Source organism: Serratia sp. CY47444 (genome assembly GCF_052168635.1).
In the GTDB taxonomy this organism is placed as follows: domain Bacteria; phylum Pseudomonadota; class Gammaproteobacteria; order Enterobacterales; family Enterobacteriaceae; genus Serratia; species Serratia bockelmannii.
On record NZ_JBJNMH010000005.1, the window covers coordinates 13,050 to 31,034 of the forward strand.

The following is a 17,985-nucleotide window of genomic DNA, read 5'->3' on the forward strand; positions in this document are numbered from 1 at the left end:
CGGCTATTTTTAACGCTGACGGTTGGCATGAGCCTTTAATGTTGGTTACCCTTAGGCGGTGGTTTCCTACTGGCTGCCGAGGCCAGTGTATTTTTGCGAGTTTCTCCCGTTAGGGACTGAGTTAGGACGACACGAATGAAAGATTTGAATGTAGTAGACGGCATCAACGGTGCCGGCAACTGGTTGGTGAAGAACCAGGATCTGTTGATCCAGTACGCGGTGAATATCGTCGCCGCCATCGTTATCCTGATCATCGGTTCGATCGTGGCCCGCGTGGTCGGCAATGCGCTGAACCGCGTGATGAAGCTGCGCGGCATCGACGCCACGGTGGCAGACTTCCTGTCGGCGATCGTGCGCTACGGCGTGCTGGCGTTCACCTTCATCGCCGTGCTGGGGCGTGTCGGCGTGCAGACCACCTCGGTGATCGCCGTGCTGGGTGCCGCCGGTTTGGCCGTCGGCCTGGCGCTGCAAGGCTCGCTGTCTAACTTCGCCGCCGGCGTGCTGCTGGTGATCTTCCGCCCGCTGCGCGTGGGTGAATATGTCGATCTAGGCGGCGTGGCCGGTACCGTCGATCAGGTGCAGATTTTCTCCACCACCCTGCGCACCGCAGACAACAAAACCATCGTGGTGCCGAACGGTAAAATCATCGCCGGCAACATCATCAACTACTCCCGCGAGCCGAACCGCCGTGTGGATATCGTGGTAGGCGTGGCCTACAACGCCGATATCGACGTGGTGAAGAAGGTGCTGGGCGACGTGATCGCCGCCGACAAGCGCATCATGCACGCTAAAGGCGTGACTGTGCGTCTGAACGAGATGGCGCCATCTTCCCTGAACTTTGTGACCCGTTCCTGGACCACCAATGCGGAATACTGGAACGTGTACTTCGATCTGATGGAAAACTTCAAGCGCGCGCTGGATGCCCACAACATCGGCATTCCGTTCCCGCAAATGGACGTGCACCTGTATCGCACTGAAGACGCTTCCGCCAAGGCGGAATAACACAGAAGGGGCCTTGGCCCCCTTTTTTTACTGCAGGCCGAGACGCTACCGATGGCGTCTTGGCCTTTTCTTTTAGGGCGATCAGATGTCCGCTGCCTGCTCCGTGAGCGGCACGCGGCGGCGCAGGCTGAGGCGATAAAGCAGGAAGATGGCGGCGGCGCCCAACAGCGCCGGCAGCGCCAACCAGAGGAAGAACACCTCCGTCGAGCCGGCGGCGGTCATCATCCAGGCGCCGAGCATTGAGCCGACGATCGAGCCAAAGCGGCCATTGGCCATGGCCCAACTGACGCCGGTCACGCGGGCTGCGGTCGGGTAAAGGGTGGCGGAAACCAGGTTCAGGCCGTTCTGCGCGCCGGCCACGCCGAAGCCGATAAGGAACACGACGGCGGCCAGCGTGTAGACGTCGCTCATCAGATACCCGGTGGCGCCAATCACCAGCGCGGCACCCAGGTAGGAGACGGCCAGCACGCGGTAGGGCCCGACCCGATCCATCAGCAGCGCCATCAGAATGGCGCCCAGGGTGCCGCCGAGCGGCACCATCGCGCCGATGCGCGAGGCGTGGGCGATATCGAAACCGGCGTCTTTGAGGATCGTCGGCAGCCAACTGGTGAGCAGGTAAAACACGAACAGCGAACAGAAGAACGCCGCCCACAGCAGCAGGGTGCGCACGGCGCGCCCTTCGATAAACAGATGCGAGATCGGTGATTTGATCTGCGCCGGACGCTCGTCATCGACAATCGTCACACCGGCCCAACGCTGGCCGGTGATACGCTCGACCACCCGGCGCAGCCGATCGGCATGTTTGGCGCTGGCGGCCATAAAGCGTACTGATTCGGGCATCTGCCAGGCCAACAGCGGCAGCAGCGCCAACGGCGCGATGCCACCGACCAGCAGCAGGCCGCGCCAGCCGAACGCCGGGATAATCTGCCCGGCCAGCAGGCCGCCCAGGGCTAACCCAGCGGTAAAGCCGCTCCAGCTCAAGGTGACCATCAGCATGCGGCGGCGCGCCGGTGAGTACTCCGAGCTGAGGGTGATGCAAGTTGGTATTGCGCCCCCGAGGCCAATGCCGGTGATGAAGCGCAGCAGGGTCAGGGATTCGATCGAATGCGTATAGGCCGAAGCCAGGGTGCAGCCGCCAAACACCAGCACCGCGACGAGCAGCACGCGTTTGCGGCCGAAGGCGTCGGCGATCGGCCCGAACAGCAGGCTGCCGATCAGCAGGCCGAACAGCCCCGCACCGAAGGCGGGAGAGAGCTGAGCGGGCAGCAGATCCCACTCTTCGCGCAGCGCCGGGGCGATATAGCCGATGATGGCGGTATCGAAACCGTCCAGCAGGGCAATGAGGAAACACAGGGTGAGGATCAGGATTTGGTAGGGGGAGATCCTGGCGCGATCGATGATTTCGCTGATGCGAGCGGTATTTGGGCTCATGGTTATTCCACTGTTATTCGGCTGGTGTGGGCTGGCTGAGGGCTGTTCAGGCCAGGCCTGAACCAAAACCGCTGTGGCTGGCATCGCGTAGAAATCCGAGTATACACCAGAGCGGGGACGTTGCGGGGAGGGGGAATTGATGATAATCGCCCGCCACAGGAGGTGTCTGTGGCGGGCGCTGGCAAGGTTATTTGGCTAACAGCTCTCGGCGCACGATCTCGGCACCTGCGCTTAACGCATTCAGCTTGCCGCGGGCGACCTGACGGGGCAGGGGGGCCATGCCGCAGTTGGTCGACGGATAGAGCTTGTCGGCATCGACAAACTGCAGCGCTTTGCGCAGCGTAGCGGCCACTTCCTCTGGCGTCTCAATGGCATGATTCGCTACGTCGATGGCGCCGACCATCACCTTTTTGCCGCGGATCAGTTCAAGCAGGTCCATCGGCACGTGCGAGTTATGGCACTCCAGGGAGATGATATCGATGTTGGACGTTTGCAGTTTCGGAAACGCCTCTTCATATTGCCGCCATTCCGAGCCCAGCGTCTTTTTCCAGTCGGTATTGGCTTTAATCCCATATCCATAGCAGATATGTACGGCGGTTTCACACTTAAGCCCTTCAATGGCTCTTTCCAGGGCGGCAATGCCCCAGTCATTTACCTCGTCAAAGAACACGTTAAATGCGGGCTCATCAAACTGAATAATGTCGACGCCGGCGGCCTCGAGCTCTTTAGCTTCCTGATTGAGGATCTTGGCGAACTCCCAGGCCAATTTCTCGCGGCTTTTATAGTGGTTGTCATAAAGCGTGTCGATCATGGTCATCGGCCCCGGCAGGGCCCATTTAATCGGCTGCTTGGTCAGCTGGCGTAAAAATTTGGCGTCTTCAACGAAAACGGGTTTTTGGCGCGAGACCGCCCCCACAACGGTTGGCACGCTCGCCTCGTAGCGATTGCGGATTTTAACCACTTCGCGTTTCTCGAAATCGACGCCGCTGAGGTGTTCGATAAACGTCGTGACGAAGTGCTGGCGCGTTTGCTCGCCATCGCTGACGATATCAATGCCGGCCTGTTGTTGCTCTGCCAGCGACAAACGCAAGGCGTCCTGTTTCCCTTCGATTAATTCTTCATTCTGCAATTTCCAAGGCGACCACAGGGTTTCCGGTTGGGCCAGCCAGACAGGTTTGGGCAAGCTGCCGGCGGTCGACGTAGGGAGCAATATTTTCATAATAGATGACCTGTATTTGAGTGAATCAAAGCGCGTAGTGAGCAGACCATTGCTCAAGAAGAGGTTTGTAGGGTTTGATAAATTGCTCTTCCGTAAATTTCCCCTGCTCAATCGCTAACTGGCTACGCTCTTCGCGATCGTAAACAATCTTGGTTAATGAATGATCCTGGTTATTCAGGCTTGGCTGATAGCATTGCCCCGCCGCCGAGTTGGCATTGTAAATTTCAGGCCGATAAATTTTCTGGAAGGTCTCCATCGTGCTGATGGTGCCGATCAGTTCCAGATCGGTGTAATCGCTCAGCAAATCCCCGGGGAAATAAAACGCCAGGGGCGCGACGCTATTTTTCGGCATGAAGTAGCGCACCTGCAGGCCCATTTTTTTAAAATACCGGTCGGTCAGCGAAGCGCCGTCTTGCCGATACTCGTCGCCCAACACCGGGTGTTGATTGCCCGTCCGATGGTAGGTGTCTTTGCTGGACACGCTGAGGCAGATCACCGGCGGTTTGCTGAAATTTTCATGGTATTCGTTTGAATTGACGAAGTGCTTAAAGATATTGCCGTGCAAATCGCCGAAATCATCCGGAATGGTAAATTCCGCCGTGTTTTTATTGTGCGCCGGCAGCAAGACGCTAAAGTCGTAGTCGCGCACGTAAGAGGAGAAATTGTTCCCAACGATGCCCTCGATACGCTTTTGCGTTTTTTTATCAATGATGTTGGTTTTCAGGATTTCGATCACCGGGAAGCTGGCACCCCGATCTTCAACGCGCATCTCAACCGAAATGATTTCAAGTTCGACCGAATAGCGGTCGGCCTTGGGGTTATCCCAATGCGCCAACGAATTGAAGCGGTTGTTAATCATCACCAGCGTGTTGCGCAGGTTCTCCCGGCGGTTTTCCCCTCTGGCCAAATTGGCGAAGTTGGTGGTGATACGCGTACTTTCAGAAGGGTTATAATCTTCATTGAAAGAACTGCTCTTAATCGTAAAGGTAAAGTCTCTATTCATCGTCTTATAGCATCCTGTTATATGATATGAAGGCTGGATTTATCCATTTCTTTCAATGGGTTGTTTTTCTCTTTTTTCATTCAGCCGATTTCATATTGTCTGTCTTTAATGAGGTCTATTTTTGCCAGAGTCCCGCAGGGAGTGAAAGAGACTTAATTTCATTACCACATGAGCGCTATTCATGATCTGGCGTTCGGGTCGGTTTATCGCCGTTGCTCTGCAGCGTAAACCGCCAACGTACCGGGCCGGCAACCTGGTGCAGCCTGAAAAATTACGGGTATAATCCCCCCATGACTCCACGGCTTCAGACACGAACATGACAAAACTCACTTTACAAGAGCAGATGCTCAAAGCGGGCTTGGTAACCAGCAAGAAAATGGCCAAAGTCCAAAGAACGGCTAAAAAATCACGCGTTCAGGCCCGCGAGGCCAGAGAGGCGGTGGAAGAGAATAAAAAGGCGCAGCTTGAGCGCGATAAAGCGCTGAACGAGCAGCAAAAGCAAGCCGCGCTGTCCAAAGAATACAAGGCGCAGGTGAAGCAACTGATCGAGATGAACCGCATCGTTCTGGCGAAAGGTGATATCGGTTTCAACTTCACCGACGGCAACCTGATCAAGAAAATCCTGGTGGATAAGGCGACGCAGACTCAGCTGATCAATGGCCGCCTCGCCATTGCCCGCTTGGTGGTCGAGAACCGGGAAGAGTGTGAATACGCGATTATCCCCGCGAGCGTCGCCGATAAAATCGCGCAGCGCGATGCGGCGAGCATTGTGCTGCACAGCGCGCTGAGTCAGGAAGAACAGGATGAAGACGATCCGTACGCCGACTTTAAAGTGCCCGACGATTTGATGTGGTAATCCGCGTTCAGAACGGCGCGGCGTGACGAGCGGCGATCCGCTCTCCGCTGATGGGGTGCATAAAGTCCAGCTCGCTGGCGTGCAGCATCAGCCGCGGCGTCTGCTCGGTACCCGGCAGCAGGCGCCCGCCGTAAAGATCGCAGCCTAAAATAGGGTGGCCCAACTGCCGGCTGTGAATACGCAGCTGGTGGGTGCGCCCGGTCTCCGGGGTGAGCTGCACCCGCGTCAGCGGCAGCGAGATCCCGCCTTCCGTTTCACGATAAAAACGCTCGACGACCCGATAGCGGGAGCGGGCGGGCTTGCCGTGAAGGGCGCAAATCGACATCAGCGGGAACAGCGCCGGATCTTTGGCGATCGCCGCGTCTATGACCCCTTCGTTATCCGCCAGATGGCCGCAAAGCAGCGCGCTGTACACTTTGCTGACGGTGCGCTCGCTGAACTGCCGGCAGAGCGCGGCATTGGCGGCTTTGTTACGGGCCACCACCATCAACCCGGACGTGCCGAAATCCAGGCGGTGCACCAGGGCGCAGCCGGGGAAGATCTGTACCAGCCGGTGGTGTACCGAATCGAGATTCTGCGGATTCTTGCCCGAGAGGCTGAGCAGCCCGGCCGGTTTATTGATCAGCGCCAGATGATCGTCCTGATAGAGGATCTCTGTTTGGTCATGGCATGGCGGGGCGATAAAGGTATCGGTGATCGTAGACATCGGGCGGCCGGCTGGAGGGTGGGTGCGGATGATAGCGAATTTCGCGTCGATGAGCGAATGAGGTTTTTGCTGCACTGCGCCTCATGCCCGTTGGCACCCGATGCGGCAAAGCATCGGGTGCCACGGTTAAGTCCCCGGCGCTCTACTGCCCGTAGTAGGCATTTTGGCCGTGTTTGCGCAGGTAGTGTTTGTCCAACAGCTCGCGCTGCATGCTGTGAATGCCCGGCGTCAGCTGGCGCGAGAAAATGCCCATGTAGGCAATTTCTTCCAGCACCACCGCATTATGCACCGCGTTGTGGGCGTCTTTGCCCCAGGCGAAGGGGCCGTGGGCATTGACCAGTACCGCCGGGATCGCGTTGGGATTGATATCGCGCTGGCGGAAGGTTTCGATAATCACCTTGCCGGTTTCCAGTTCGTAATCGTGCTCAATTTCATCCTGGGTCATCAGGCGAGTGCAGGGGATAGCGCCATAAAAATAGTCGGCGTGGGTGGTTCCCCAGGCGGGGATGTCCAGCCCGGCCTGCGCCCAGATGGTAGCGTGGCGCGAATGGGTGTGGACGATGCCGCCGATATCGGCAAATTCGCGGTACAGCGCCAGATGGGTGGCGGTGTCCGACGACGGTTTTTTTGCCCCCTCGACGGTGCGGCCGCTGGCCAGATCGACCACCACCATATCCTCCGCCGTCATATGCTCGTATTCAACGCCTGACGGCTTGATCACCACCAGACCGCGTTCGCGATCCACCGCGCTGACGTTGCCCCAGGTAAAGGTCACCAGCTTATGGCGCGGCAGATCGAGATTGGCCTCCAGCACCTGTTGTTTTAACTGAGTCAGCATGTCATGCCCCCTTGTTGCATTTTCTGTTCGATCCAGCGGCGGGCCTGAACGATCTCGGCCACCGGCTCCTCGGCTTTTTCGGTCCACATCTCAATCAGGAATGCGCCGCGGTAATTGAGGCGCTGCAGCGTGCGAAACACCTCGACGAAGTCGACGCAGCCTTCGCCAAACGGCACGTCGCGGAATTGCCCCGGCGAAGTGGCGGTGACCGGGTAGGTGTCTTTCAGGTGAATGGCGGCGATGCGATCGATGCCCAGCTCCAGCTCGCGCGGCACGTCATTGCCCCAGGCGCTGAGGTTGCCGACGTCTGGATACACCGAGAACCACGGCGAGGCCAGCAGGGCGTCCCAGGCTTTCCATTTAGCGATCGAGTTCATAAAGGCGGTGTCCATAATTTCCACCGCCAGCATCACCTGGGCGGCGGCGGCACGGTCTACCGCCCACTGCATGCCTTCGCTAAAGCGCGCCAGCGTCCCCTCGTCCTGCTCTTCGTAATACACGTCGTAGCCGGCTAGCTGGATCGTCCGGATACCGACATCTTTGGCCAGCTGAATGGCCTGTTCCATCACGTCGAAGGCGCGCTGTCGCAGCGCCGGATCGTGGCTGCCAAACGGAAAGCGCCTGTGGCCGGAGAGGCACATCGACGGAATGCGGATGCCGGTTTCCAGCATGGCGTCCACCAGCGCCAGGCGCTGCGCCTTGCTCCAGCTCAGGCGCGCCAGACGTTCATCGCTTTCGTCCACCGACATTTCGACGAAGTCGAAGCCGCAGGCCTTGGCCAGCGCCAGGCGTTCGGGCCAGCTCAGGTGTTTCGGCAGCGCTTTCTCGTAAATTCCCAACGGGTGCTGACGCATATCATGATCTCCAGATGTCATCGATGGCGGTGCGGAACTGCCTGGCGGCGGCCGGCGGATCGCCGGCCTCGGCCAGCGCGCGGCCGGCGATAAAGGCGGTGACGGCGATTTCTTTAAACAGCGGCAGGTCGGCGGGCGTGATGCCGCCGGTCACCGACAGCTCGATGCCCAGATCGGACAGCGCCTTCATCCGATCCAGATCCTGCCGGCCCCAGGTTTGCCCGCTGGCCTGCGCGTCGCGGCCGCGGTGATAGATCGCCTGACGAATGCCGAGGCCGCGCCATTGCCGCGCATCCTCCAATGTCCAGCGGCCGAACAGTTCGATCTGGATTTCACCGCCGTGACGCTCGGCGACCTCCCGCGCGCTGGCCATGGTGGCCAACGGCGCGGCGCAGATCACCGTCATCCAGTCCGCGCCCTGGCCGAAGGCCTGATCGGCCAGCGTCGCACCGGCGTCGGCCACCTTGAGATCGGCCACCAGCGTGTGCTGCGGACAGCGTTCACGCAGCGCGCTAACCGCCTGAATACCGGCGCTGATGCACAAAATGGTACCGGCCTCGATGATGTCCACATGGGGGCTGAGGGTCTCGGCGGTGCGCAGCGCCGTATCCAAACGGGTTTGATCGAGCGCCAGCTGCAGGCGCGGTTTCGTGCTCATGGGGCCTCCTTGTTGGCGGGCTGCAGATTTTGCAATGCAGCAATCAGCGCCTGATAACGTTGGTGTTTGTGGTCGTAAGCTTCGGCGGCGGCCGCATCAGGCAGCAGCCGCTCGATACGCGGCGCCAGCCGGTGCTGGGCGGCGGTGAAATCGTTGAAGACGCCGCTGCCGACCATGGCCGCCATCGCCGCGCCCAGACAGCCGGTTTCTTCCACCTGCGGCAGCTCAACCGGCAGGCCGCTGACGTCGGCGAACATTTGCATCCAGGGGCGGGATTTGGCGGGGCCGCCGGTCACGCGCAGCGCCTGCGCCTCAGGGAAATGCCGGCGCATACGGTTAAGGTGCGTCATGTGGCAGAACACCACGCCTTCGTAGATCGCCTGCACCAGGTGCTCGCGCTGGTGGAAGGCCTGCAGGCCGTAGAAGCTGGCGCTCAGCCCCAGGCCGGCGTTGGAGCCATACAGGAAAGGGGCGAACAGCAGATCGCCGGCGGCTTTCGGCAGGGCGGCGACCCAGCGGTTAAGCTGGTCGTAGTCCTGCAGCCCCCATTGGTGACAGAACCATTCCAGGTTGGCGGCGGAAGTGGGGCTGGCTTCGTGCACGATGTATTGGCCGTTTTCGGCGTGGCGGCCATAGACAAAGGGATGATCGAAACCCTCGATGATGGCGTCGGTGATGCCGCTGGTGACCGACCAGGTCCCCATCACCGCGTTGAGCCGGGTTTCGTCCTGCAGGCCGGCGCACAACGCGGTGGACACCACGTCGAACAACCCGCCGACCACCGGAGTGCCGGTTTGCAGGCCGGTGATGGCCGCGGCGTTTGCCTCGACGCGCCCGGCGATCTCGGCCGAACCGACGATCGTCGGCAGGGCGGGCATGATGTCGCCGATACCCAGCAGCTGCGCCAGCGCCGGGTCATAGCGTCCGCTGCGCATCTGATACAGGTTGGATTCGGAGATATTGGTTTCTTCGCAGGCCAGCTCGCCGGTCAGGCAATAGCGCAGGTAGTCGTGCGCCATCAGCACGCTCCCGATGCGGGCGTAACGTTCCGGCTGATGCCGCTTCAGCCAGCGCAGCAGCGAGACCGGGTGCCCGGTCCACAGCGTTTGGCGCGTTTGCGGATACAGCGCCTGCGGCACGCCCTGTCGCTGCCATTCCTGCACCAGCGCCAGCGCGCGCTGATCGGAAGAGAGCATGGCGTTGCCCAGCGGCTGCCCCTGCTTATCCAGCAGAAACGCCCCCTTACCCTGCGCCGAGATGCCGATGGCCTGGATGGCGCCGGCGGCGACGCCGCTGGCGGACAGCACTTCACGGATCACGTCGGCGGCGGTGCGCCACAGCGATGCCATATCGCGCTCGGCCCAGCCGGGCTGCGGCGCGACGATCGCCAGATTGCGCCGCGCAACGCCGTGTTCATGGCCGCTGCGGTCGTATAATCCCGCCTTGATGAAGGTACCGCCGCAGTCGAGCCCCAGCCAATATTCCATCATTCGCTCCTCGCGCTGTGGTCGCATTTATTGGGCAGCATCAACGCCAGCACGGAGGCGATCGCCAGCGAGGCTGCCAGGCTGTAGACACCGACATCCTTGTTGAACAGGCTGATCAGGACGCCGACCATATACGGGCCGCAAAAGCCGCCGAGGTTGCCCAGCGCATTGATCACGCCACGTGCGCCACCGGCCACTTCGGCGTTGAACAATTTGGGCGGGATGGTCCAGAACACCCCGGCCGCCGCCTGAATAAATACGCCGCAGCCGACCAGCGCAGCGTAAGACCACCAGATGTGATCCTTCAGCAGCACCGACAGCGCCATGCAGGCGGCAAAGCAGGCCAGCGGCAGGGCGACGAAGACTTTGCGCTTACCGGTGCGATCGGAGAGGGTGGAGATGATCAGCATGCCGAAGATGGCGCCGATATAGGGCAAGATAGCCAGCAGGCCCACTTGCTCCATATCGCCGTGGGTCAGCCCTTTCAAAATGGTCGGCAGCCACAGGGTGTAACCGTAGATACCGGTCTGGTAGAAGAAATTCACCAGGATCAGCTGCCACATGATCCGGTCGCCCAGCACTCGGCGCAGCGAGGCGTTGCGCACCGTTTTTCCTTTGATCAGCAGCTGTTCGTCGTGCAGGGTCTTCACCAGATACTCTTTCTCCGCCTGCGAGATCCATTTGGCTTCCTGCGGCCGGTTGCTGATGGTGAAGTACCACAGCGCCATGACTACCAGCGACAGAGCGCCCTCCACCAGAAACAGCATGCGCCAGTCCCAGGCGGTGATGATCCAACCCGACAGCGGGGCGGTGAGAATGCCGGCGATCGGCACGAACATGATGACGATGGCGTTGGCGCGGCCGCGCTCCTTATCCGGGAACCAGTTGCTGATCATGGTCAGCACCACCGGCAGCATGCCGCCTTCGGAAACGCCGAGGGCGAAGCGCAGGAACAGCAGCTGGTACTGGTTGGTGACCAGCCCGGTCAGCACCGAGATCACCGCCCAGGCCAACAGTGACCAGCCGATGAATTTCTTGCCGTTGCCGTATACCGCCAGCTTGCCGCCGGGCACCTGCAGAAACAGGTAACCGATAAAGAAGATGCCGCCGGCCAGCCCGGCCATCGAGGCGGTGATGCCGAGTTCGTCATCCATGCCGCCGGGCATGGCGAAGGCGATGTTGACCCGATCCATGTAAGAAATGATGCAGGTGATGAGGATCGGCGGCACGATCCTCAGCCAGCGGAGCTTGGGAATAGCCTGGCTTTGGCTGACGGAAACGGAGGCTGTATTCATAAGGACCTCTTTCGATGTTCACTTTTTTGTAGGGTCGGGCGTTATTGTTTTGCTTAATTTGGGCGCAAGGGCGCCCGCACAGGCCTCAGGGACCGGTGTTGTTATCGTTACGGGTGCTGCGTCTATCGGGCGCTAAACGACGCCAGCGGTATCTTCACCACCACCTTGCGTATCGCGCAGGGGCGTTGGTTAATGCAGGCCGGGCGATGCACGTCCTGCGGAAAAAATACCGCGAAATTGCCGGGCCGCATCGTGAGCCAGGATTCGTCGGCCACGTCCTGATAAAACAGGATGTCGCGCTGCGCCAGCAGCTCCTGATGAATGACGTTGTCGCCGTTGTCCGCCGCTACGCCGATAAGCTCGGTACCGCTGACCAGAAACTGCACGTCGACGTTTTGCCGGTGGACTTCCGGGCGTAGCGCATCCGGTGGTTGGGTATGCAGATCCAGCACTTGCACCACGTAGCCGGTGGCGGGATCTTCATAGCGCCCTGCGGGCAAGACGCTGAAATCGGTGCGCTGCAAATAGGCGACGGCGTTGGCGACCGGCGTCGGGTACTGCTCGGGCGCGGTGTTGGCGATGTGGCCGAATATCATGATGATCCTCCCGTTACAGCGCCTGAATGCGCGCCCAGACTCGTTCGTCAACCGGAATGCCGTCGCGCAGGTTTTCTTCCAGAATGCGCGGGAACTTGTGGCCCGGCAGGCGAATGGCGACGTCGGGGTTGTCCCGTTCGGCGCTGGTGACGTAATCCATGATGCGCTGCAGTTTTTGATCGCGGCTGTCGCCGTCGATCAACCGGTCTATCTCAATCGCGATGAACACCTGCGAGACGCCGTATTCGTCGCGGTGATCTTCCGTCACTTCCGCCACCGAGGCGCCGCCGGACAGCAGGGTGGCGATCATGTCCAGCACGATCGACAGCGCCGATCCTTTCCAATACCCCATTGGCAAAATGCGCCGGTTCTCTTCGATGGTGGCCGGATCGCGGGTCAGGCGGCCGTCGTTGTCGAAGCCGCCGTCCACCGGCAGGGTTTTGCCCGCCAGCCGGTTCAGCTCCAGCGCGCCGTAGGAAAACATCGACATCGACATGTCCACCATGGTGATCGGGTTGCCGGGCACGGCGACGATCAGCGGGTTGGTGCCGATACGGCACGTTTTGGCGCCCCACGGTGGCATCACGGCGATCGAGTTGGTCCAGCAAATGCCGATATAGCCTTTCTCCGCCGCCTGCCAGCCGTAACCGCCGCCGCGCATCCAGTGGTTGGCGTTGCGCAGCGCCACCAGGCCGATGCCATGATCGTCGGCTAGCTGCATGGCGCGATCCATCATGCGGCGGGCGGTAAGGTTGCCGATGCCCTGGTGCGCATCCCATTGCTCGATCGCCCCCAGAGACAACAGTTTGCTGGGTTCGGCGTCCGGCACGATATCGCCGGCGTCCAGCTGCTGAATAAAGCGTGGAAAGCGGTTAACGCCGTGGGAATAAACGCCGCTGGCGGTGGTGTCGGCGAACATGCCGGCGCAGTCATCGGCGGTGTGTTCCGCCACGCCGCGCGCCAGCAGCACGCGTTTGAATTGGTGTTTTAACTCGCTGTAACTCACTCTCATGCCGGTTCTCCGCCTGTGCGAATTGTCTGTTTTTGGTTCGCTAAATTTCAATATGCGAAATTGCATTTCAAATAAATGCTATCCCGGCGATTCAGGGAAGTCAAAGCAAGGGGGAGTAAAATTATTCATGAAAAACATGACGTTAAAATTGAGTGGTGATTTTGTGATCGCCGCCACGTTTTGGTGGAGATGGCGTGCTTCAGACGTGACAAAGCAGGGCGGATCGAAACCCACCCTGCGTCTTGCGAGACCCCGGTTAACCGCGGGTGTTCAGCGCCATGCGGTAGAGCGAGGTGGTGGCGGTGATATAGAGTTCATCGCCGTTCGGGCCGCCGAAGGTACAATTGGAGACGCGTTCCGGCACGCTGATTTTGTCGATCTGTCGCCCCTCTGGATCGAAGACCAGCACGCCGTCGGCGCAGCTGCAAAACAGATTGCCGGCCCGATCGACGCAGAAGCCGTCCGGGAACCCGGGTTCCACGGTTGCAAAACGGCGGCCGGCTTCCAGCTCGCGACCGTTGACCGCATAGACGCGCAGCTCGCGGCGGCCCAGCGTCGGAAAATCCACGATCGACATGTCCGCCACGTACAGCCATTTTTCATCCGGTGAAAACGCCAGGCCGTTCGGGCGCTGCAGGTCGCAGGCGGCGATGGTCAGCGAACCGTCGCGCGGATCGAAGCTGTAGAGATAGCAGCCGATCACCTGGCTTTCCGATTTGTAACCCTCTTCGTCGCCGATGATGCCGTAGGGCGGATCGGTGAACCACAGGGTGCCGTCGGAACACACCGCCACGTCGTTCGGCGAGTTAAAGCGCTTGCCGTCGACGCGGTCGATCAACAGGCGCACTTCGCCATCGCTTTCGGTGCGGCTGATGCCGCGCCGCCCGTGTTCACAGCTGACCACACGCCCCTCGCCGTCGCGCGCATTGCCGTTGGCGTAGTGCGACGGCGAGCGGTATAGGCTTAGCTCACCCCGGCGCGACCAGCGGAACATGCGATTGCCTTTCACGTCGCTGAACACTACCGCATCCTCTTGCGGCAGCCAGACCGGCCCTTCGGCCCAAATCGCCGGTGAGCACAAGCGCTCGAGCTGAGCGTGCGTGCGCAATGAATGCCGAATGCCGCCGTTCACTTCACGCCCCAGATCGCTTTGTAATGGCCCTGGTAATCGTTTTGCGGGTCATACAGGTTATTGGCGCCGCCGTCGGCGGCGATATTGTCGCGGGTGACCAGATGTGCCGGGGTCACGTAGCCGGAAGGCGGCTGCTTGGCGAAGGCGCGGTTGAATTCGTCCAGCAGCTGCCAACCGTGCAGTTTCAAGGGCTCCGGCACCGTCGCCGACTGGCTGTCGCCCGAGCGGATACGCTGGTAAGCGGAGATTGAACCGTCGCCGGCCGACACGTTGTAAGGCGCGTTCTTGCCGCCTTTGCCGGCGGTTTTCAGCGCCGGCGCCATAAAGTCGAAATACAGATCGTTGATTGCCAGCGCATATTGGAATTTGTCGCCGTACTTCTGCAGCAGGCTGAAGGTCATCGCCGGCATGCGGTTGGCGGTATCGGCCAGCGGCGTGTCGATGAATTCCAGCAGCGTACAGCCGCTGCATTTGGCGATCTCTTCTTTCATGACGTTGGCCTTGTCCAAGGCGATTTGGTACAGCGAGTCGGTGAAGATCAACACGCTCGCCTTGCCGCCGGACTGCACCACCGCGTATTGCGCGGCGATGCGCGCCACTTCGTTGGAATCCGACGTGACGTTATAGAACACATTGTATTTGGCGATGGGGCCCGGTTCCGGCACCGCATGCCAGGCGGTCAGCACGATGCCCTGCTGTACGGCCTTTTTCAGCGGGATCTTGGCGACGTTAGGGTTCCAGCCGCCGATCACGATGCCGTCTGGTTTCTGGGCGATGGCCTGATTGAGCGATGCCAGCTGATCTTTCACCGAGCCGCCGCCGTCGAGCGTTTCCAGCTTCCAGCCGGCGGCTTTCGCCGCTTCGCTCAACCCCTGTTGCACCCCTTGCACGCCGCCGTTCTTCATGTCGGAGGCGATAAAAATGATCTTCTTGTTGGCCTGCAGCTGCGGGCCGCTGGTGGGGCCGTCCCACTGGGTGGCGCTGGCGGTAGCCTTCGCCACGGCGGCGGTGGCCTGATCGAGATAGGCGTCGGCCCAGGCCGGCGATGCGGCGAGCAAGAATGTGGTGAACCCCGGTAACAGCCAAATGCGTTTCATGGTGTGCTCCTGGTTTAAGGGTGGGTCGCTGTCTGATTGTTGTTGTCAGCCGGCGTCGCCTGGCTGCGTTGTACCGCTTTCTGATTGAGCAGCCGACGGCGTTGGGCATAGCCGGCCAGAGTGATCGACAGCAACAGCGTCGCGCCGTTGAACAGCGGCTCGACCCAGAATTCGCCACCGAACTGCTGGATGCCGGCGATGCCGATAGCCAGAATGGCGATGCCGACCACGGTGCCCCAGACGTTGACGCGCCCTGGGCGAATGGTGGTGCTGCCGAGGAAGGCGCCGACCAGCGCTGGCAGCAGATAGTCCATGCCGACGCTGGCCTGGCCGACGCCCTGTTCGGCGGCGATCAACACGCCGCTGAAACCGGTGAGCACGCTGGAGGCGATGAAGGCGCCGATGGTAAAGCGGTTGACCGAAATGCCGTTCAGGCGCGCGGCCGCCGGGTTGCCGCCCACCGCATACATGCAGCGGCCGAGCGGGGTGTGTTCGGTGATGAGCCACAGCACCACCGCGACGATCAGCACGTAAAATGCCACGATCGGAATGCCGGCGATCTCGGTGTGGTGCAGCGCGATGAAGGCATCCGGCAAGTCGCCGACGATCTGCCGCCCGCCGGAGTGCCACAGGGCAATGGCGTACAGTACGGTGCCGGAGCCGAGGGTGGCGACGAAGCTGTCGATATCGGCCAGCGCCACCAGAATGCCGTTCAGCAACCCGTACAGCGCCGAGATCGCCAGCACCGTCAGCACCGCCATCTGCCAGGAGAAGCCGTATTCCACCTGCAGCGTGATCGCCAGAATGTGCCACAGCACAATGCCGAAACCGACGTTAAGATCGATCTTGCCCACGATCATCGGGATGGTCGCCGCCAGCGCCAACAGGGCGATTTTGGCCTTGCTCGACAAGATAGCCTGAAGCGTCAGCATTGATGCGAAGGAGGGGGTGAGCAGTGAGAACAGCACGACCAGCGCGATGCACAGCAGCAGCAGGCCATAGCGGGTGAGAACCTGCATCAGCCACGGGCCGGCGCCGTCCTGCGCCAGGCTGACGCGCTGCTCCAGTGCGGTTGATTTAACGGATGTTTTAGACATGGCCTACCTCGGATTCTGACGTGATTGCGACGTTTTCCCCGGTGCTGGCAGAGGCCAGCTCCAATAAATTGGCGAATGACACCTGCTGATTTTTCAGCTCGCCGACCACTTTCCCGCGGTTGAATACCAGTGCGCGGTTGCAAATATGGGCGATCTCCTCGAAATCGTTGGAGATAACCAGCACTGCCACGCCTTCCGCCAGGGATTTATTCAGCAGATGGTAGATTTCCGCGCGCGCGCCGACGTCCACGCCGGCGGTGGGATCTTCCAGGATCAGCAGCGGCGCCCCCAGATGCATCCAGCGCGCCATCACCACCTTTTGCTGGTTGCCGCCGGACAGCGCGCTGATATCGATATTGACGTCCTTGGGGCGTACGTCGAACAGCTGCACCTTCCACCAACTGGCGCCGATCTCCGCTCGCCGCCCGTAGCGGGAGAGCAGCCGGTGGCCGCTGGCGCAGGGGTTGATAAACAGGTTTTCACGCACGCTCATCGACATCACCAGGCTTTCGCCGGTGCGATCGCCCGCCACCAGCGAAACGCCGCAGGCCATCGCCTGCTGCGGGGTGCTCGCCTGATAGGGCCGATCGCGAAATCGAATCGCGCCGCCGTCGGCCTGGCGCAACCCGAACAGCAGCCGGCCAATCTCTTCTTGCCCGGCCCCGCGCAGGCCGGCCAGCGCCAGCATCTCGCCCGGCTGCAAGTCGAAGCTCACCGGGCCGATGTCGCCCACCGTGACGCTATCGAGCTGCAGCACCGGCGGACGATGTTCCGGCAGCGGTTCGCGCTGATCGTCCGCCATCGCTTCGCCGACGATGGTTTGCACCAGATCGCGCAGCGAGTAGTCGGCGGTGCGACCGCCGGCGACATAGCGCCCGTCGCGCATCACGCAGATCCGATCGGCGATTTCGATCACTTCGTCCAGACGGTGGGTGACATAAATCATGCCGACCTTTTTGGCGCGCAGCCGGTTGATCACGGCGAACAGATGACGCACGTCGTTGGCGGGCAGGGAGGCGGTCGGTTCATCCAGCACCAGCAGCTCGGCGTTGACCGCCACCGCGCGAGCGATCGCCAGCAGCGATTTTTCGGTGCGCGACAGTTCGAAGACGCGCGCATCGGGATCGAGTGCGATGCCGACGTCGTGCAGCGCCTGCGCCGCCCGGCGGCGAATGGCGCGCCAGTCGATCAGCCCAAAGCGGCGGGGAAACCCCATCACCAGCGCCATGTTTTCCGCCACCGTCATCCATTCGATCAGGCCGAGATCCTGATGAATAAAAGCGATCGGCTGGCGGCTGGTGCTTTTTATCGCGGCGGCGGAGGCGATGCTTGCGCCCTGAAAGCGAATATCGCCGCCGTCGCGCGGGTAGACGCCCGCCAGCACTTTGATCAGCGTCGATTTACCGGCGCCGTTTTCGCCCAGCAACGCCAGAACCTCGCCCGGCATCACCTGCAGGCTGACGTCGTTGACCGCCACGTTGCCGCCAAATCGTTTGACGATGTGGTTGAGGGTAAGGATGGGTTGTGCCGCATTATCGATAGTCATGTGATGCGCCCCTGGTGTTGCGCCCGTGCGAAGATGTCGGGCAAGTTAGCCAAACTACTGGTGAGTATCTGGTCTTTAAATTTCAATATGCGAAATTCAATTTCAAAAATAATATGACGTTCGTTGCGCTAAATCAAAGGCGGTGAGGTTTTAATT

General features: G+C 60.7%; 17 protein-coding genes. 2 read left to right on the plus strand and 15 right to left on the minus strand.

Translation table 11 applies throughout. From position 1 onward, the window contains the following. The first annotated feature begins 135 nt into the window (after positions 1–135). Entirely contained in the window at positions 136–1,002 is an 867-nt protein-coding gene (gene mscS / locus ACJ8IL_RS09395; protein WP_025304177.1) for a small-conductance mechanosensitive channel MscS, read from the plus strand. 81 nt (positions 1,003–1,083) lie between these two features. On the opposite strand, the gene ACJ8IL_RS09400 is transcribed toward mscS, so the two are convergent. The 3 genes from ACJ8IL_RS09400 to ACJ8IL_RS09410 all read right to left on the minus strand — a co-directional run bounded on the left by ACJ8IL_RS09400 (position 1,084) and on the right by ACJ8IL_RS09410 (position 4,655). After that, positions 1,084–2,433 (minus strand): MFS transporter, encoded by a 1,350-nt coding sequence (locus tag ACJ8IL_RS09400; RefSeq protein ID WP_435967849.1) that lies wholly within the window; start codon positions 2,431–2,433, stop codon positions 1,084–1,086. A gap of 187 nt (positions 2,434–2,620) precedes the next feature. Next, positions 2,621–3,652, minus strand: coding sequence for a methionine synthase (locus ACJ8IL_RS09405; RefSeq protein WP_049206152.1), 1,032 nt, complete (start codon positions 3,650–3,652; stop codon positions 2,621–2,623). Positions 3,653–3,677: 25 nt separating this feature from the next. Continuing rightward, complete coding sequence (locus tag ACJ8IL_RS09410; RefSeq protein WP_193402926.1) at positions 3,678–4,655, minus strand: DUF1852 domain-containing protein; 978 nt, start codon at positions 4,653–4,655, stop codon at positions 3,678–3,680. A gap of 316 nt (positions 4,656–4,971) precedes the next feature. Between ACJ8IL_RS09410 and ACJ8IL_RS09415 the strand changes: the two genes are divergently transcribed. Beyond that, entirely contained in the window at positions 4,972–5,511 is a 540-nt protein-coding gene (locus ACJ8IL_RS09415; protein WP_025304173.1) for a DUF2058 domain-containing protein, read from the plus strand. A 7-nt stretch (positions 5,512–5,518) separates the two neighbouring features. On the opposite strand, the gene ACJ8IL_RS09420 is transcribed toward ACJ8IL_RS09415, so the two are convergent. The 12 genes from ACJ8IL_RS09420 to ACJ8IL_RS09475 all read right to left on the minus strand — a co-directional run bounded on the left by ACJ8IL_RS09420 (position 5,519) and on the right by ACJ8IL_RS09475 (position 17,829). Continuing rightward, positions 5,519–6,217, minus strand: a complete 699-nt coding sequence (locus ACJ8IL_RS09420) for an RluA family pseudouridine synthase (protein ID WP_442516511.1) — start codon at positions 6,215–6,217, stop codon at positions 5,519–5,521. A gap of 142 nt (positions 6,218–6,359) precedes the next feature. Continuing rightward, positions 6,360–7,055, minus strand: a complete 696-nt coding sequence (araD, locus tag ACJ8IL_RS09425) for an L-ribulose-5-phosphate 4-epimerase (protein WP_049199294.1) — start codon at positions 7,053–7,055, stop codon at positions 6,360–6,362. Next, positions 7,049–7,909 (minus strand): L-ribulose-5-phosphate 3-epimerase, encoded by an 861-nt coding sequence (locus ACJ8IL_RS09430; protein WP_043142677.1) that lies wholly within the window; start codon positions 7,907–7,909, stop codon positions 7,049–7,051. The genes araD and ACJ8IL_RS09430 overlap by 7 nt, the downstream gene beginning before the upstream one ends. A 1-nt stretch (position 7,910) precedes the next feature. Beyond that, positions 7,911–8,567: a 3-keto-L-gulonate-6-phosphate decarboxylase UlaD gene (ulaD, locus tag ACJ8IL_RS09435; RefSeq protein ID WP_025304169.1), complete on the minus strand. Its 657-nt coding sequence runs from the start codon at positions 8,565–8,567 to the stop codon at positions 7,911–7,913. Beyond that, positions 8,564–10,054, minus strand: a complete 1,491-nt coding sequence (locus ACJ8IL_RS09440; protein WP_435967858.1) for an FGGY-family carbohydrate kinase — start codon at positions 10,052–10,054, stop codon at positions 8,564–8,566. The genes ulaD and ACJ8IL_RS09440 overlap by 4 nt, the downstream gene beginning before the upstream one ends. Beyond that, complete coding sequence (locus tag ACJ8IL_RS09445; protein ID WP_025304167.1) at positions 10,054–11,349, minus strand: MFS transporter; 1,296 nt, start codon at positions 11,347–11,349, stop codon at positions 10,054–10,056. Before ACJ8IL_RS09445 ends, ACJ8IL_RS09440 begins: the two co-directional genes overlap by 1 nt. 122 nt (positions 11,350–11,471) lie before the next feature. After that, entirely contained in the window at positions 11,472–11,945 is a 474-nt protein-coding gene (locus ACJ8IL_RS09450) for a YhcH/YjgK/YiaL family protein (RefSeq protein WP_025304166.1), read from the minus strand. Between the two features lie 13 nt (positions 11,946–11,958). After that, positions 11,959–12,957, minus strand: coding sequence for a 3-dehydro-L-gulonate 2-dehydrogenase (yiaK, locus tag ACJ8IL_RS09455; protein WP_060422789.1), 999 nt, complete (start codon positions 12,955–12,957; stop codon positions 11,959–11,961). A 256-nt stretch (positions 12,958–13,213) separates the two neighbouring features. Next, on the minus strand, positions 13,214–14,089 hold the full coding sequence (locus ACJ8IL_RS09460; RefSeq protein ID WP_435967850.1) for an SMP-30/gluconolactonase/LRE family protein: 876 nt from the start codon (positions 14,087–14,089) through the stop codon (positions 13,214–13,216). After that, complete coding sequence (locus tag ACJ8IL_RS09465; protein ID WP_025304163.1) at positions 14,086–15,186, minus strand: ABC transporter substrate-binding protein; 1,101 nt, start codon at positions 15,184–15,186, stop codon at positions 14,086–14,088. Before ACJ8IL_RS09465 ends, ACJ8IL_RS09460 begins: the two co-directional genes overlap by 4 nt. 14 nt (positions 15,187–15,200) lie before the next feature. Continuing rightward, positions 15,201–16,283, minus strand: coding sequence for an ABC transporter permease (locus ACJ8IL_RS09470; RefSeq protein WP_016930014.1), 1,083 nt, complete (start codon positions 16,281–16,283; stop codon positions 15,201–15,203). Next, positions 16,276–17,829 carry a sugar ABC transporter ATP-binding protein gene (locus ACJ8IL_RS09475; RefSeq protein WP_442516512.1) on the minus strand — a complete coding sequence of 518 codons (1,554 nt, stop codon included), beginning with the start codon at positions 17,827–17,829 and terminating at the stop codon, positions 16,276–16,278. Before ACJ8IL_RS09475 ends, ACJ8IL_RS09470 begins: the two co-directional genes overlap by 8 nt. Positions 17,830–17,985 lie beyond the last annotated feature (156 nt).